The organism is Veillonella sp. T34266-5 (assembly GCF_002959815.1).
Taxonomy (GTDB): Bacteria; Bacillota; Negativicutes; order Veillonellales; family Veillonellaceae; genus Veillonella; species Veillonella atypica.
The window spans coordinates 1-1,677 of the sequence record NZ_PPCZ01000010.1 but is presented as its reverse complement, the minus strand read 5'-3'; the positions used below and the strand labels follow the sequence as shown (position 1 = coordinate 1,677).

The 1,677-nt window shown below is 47.6% G+C and carries 2 tRNA genes and 2 rRNA genes; all 4 read right to left on the bottom strand.

Going from position 1 to position 1,677, the window contains the following annotated elements:
- A 23S ribosomal RNA gene (locus VIHSUH07_RS04270) occupies positions 1-514 on the bottom strand; the annotation flags it as partial.
- A gap of 366 nt (positions 515-880) precedes the next feature.
- A tRNA-Ala gene (locus VIHSUH07_RS04265) sits at positions 881-956 on the bottom strand.
- Positions 957-1,083: 127 nt separating this feature from the next.
- Positions 1,084-1,160 (bottom strand) — tRNA-Ile (locus tag VIHSUH07_RS04260).
- A 112-nt stretch (positions 1,161-1,272) separates the two neighbouring features.
- Positions 1,273-1,677: ribosomal RNA gene (locus VIHSUH07_RS04255) — 16S ribosomal RNA — on the bottom strand; the annotation flags it as partial.

The following is a 1,677-nucleotide window of genomic DNA, read 5'->3' as shown; positions in this document are numbered from 1 at the left end:
GTTCTTTTCACCTTTCCCTCACGGTACTATGCGCTATCGGTCGATATCAGTATTTTGGCTTGGAGGGTGGTCCCCCCTGCTTCCCACAAGGTTTCACGTGTCTCGTGGTACTCTGGATACAGTCCCGTGTATGCAAGGTTTCGATTACAGGGCTTTCACCTTCTACGGCTGAGCTTTCCAACTCTATTCTTCTACCTCATTTACACTTGATGACTGTCCTCAACCCCGGTGCGGTTGCCCGCTCCGGTTTGGCCTCTTTCCCGTTCGCTCGCCGCTACTAAGAAAATCTCGTTTGATTACTCTTCCTCTGGGTAATTAGATGTTTCAGTTCCCCAGGTGCCCTCCTCATACTCAAAGGTATGGGTGACAGTGCATAACCACTGCCGGGTTCCCCCATTCGGAAATCTACGGGTCAAAGGTTGCTTGCACCTCTCCGTAGCTTATCGCAGCTTACCGCGTCCTTCATCGGCTGATATCGCCAAGGCATCCGCCGTACGCCCTTAAAATCTTTACTTAAGATTTTATGACATGCATTAGATACATTGTCGTTTATTTTGTAGCCGTACATTTTCATGTACGTCACCAATAAGTCAGAGAATTATTTCCTATGTGCTCGGGTCAACCTACTTAGAAATTCTAAGAGATGACCTTACAAATATATAATAATTATCTTCTATGCAGTTTTCAAAGAACAAACAATTTATATATTTCGCGTCTATCGTCGTTGCATTCGTCTCACTTGTCTTGCGTAATTACCATTACGCGGCGACGACGTTCAACTCACGCGCCTAGATATCCATCGAAATCTATTAAATTGTAACTGATTGTTTAATCAGCTTAGTTATTTTAGTATAAAACAGACTAGCTGTCAAATACTAAATGGTGGAGACGAGGAGATTCGAACTCCTGACCCCCTGCTTGCAAGGCAGGTGCTCTCCCAACTGAGCTACGCCCCCATGAGTGGTTACGCTTTAGTCTCGATAATCCATTCCGAAGAATCCGTTATCTTTTTAAAGTTATACCTATGTTTAGCTCTTTTGTCTGTACTCTACACAATGTGTATTTCAAGTAATATGAGCCAACTGGTGGGCCTAGGTGGACTCGAACCACCGACCTCACGCTTATCAGGCGTGCGCTCTAACCAGCTGAGCTATAGGCCCATATCTGTAGAATTGAGAGTCTTTACAGATCTCTCAAAACCGAACAATGTTAGGTGCCAAAGTGTCGACCTAAGTGACATCCAAGCTCTTGGCTCGGTGTATGTCTCCCTAGAAAGGAGGTGATCCAGCCGCACCTTCCGATACGGCTACCTTGTTACGACTTCACCCCAATCATCGACTTTACCTTAGACGGCTGGCTCCCGAAGGTTACCCCACCGGCTTTGGGCACTTCCGACTTTCGTGGTGTGACGGGCGGTGTGTACAAGGCCCGGGAACGTATTCACCGCAGTATGCTGACCTGCGATTACTAGCGATTCCGACTTCACGTAGGCGAGTTGCAGCCTACGATCCGAACTGAGAGAGTGTTTCTCGGGTTTGCTCCACCTCGCGGTTTCGCTTCCGTCTATTAACTCCCATTGTAGTACGTGTGTAGCCCAGGTCATAAGGGGCATGATGATTTGACGTCATCCCCGCCTTCCTCCGCATTGTCTGCGGCAGTCTCTCATGAGTTCCCACC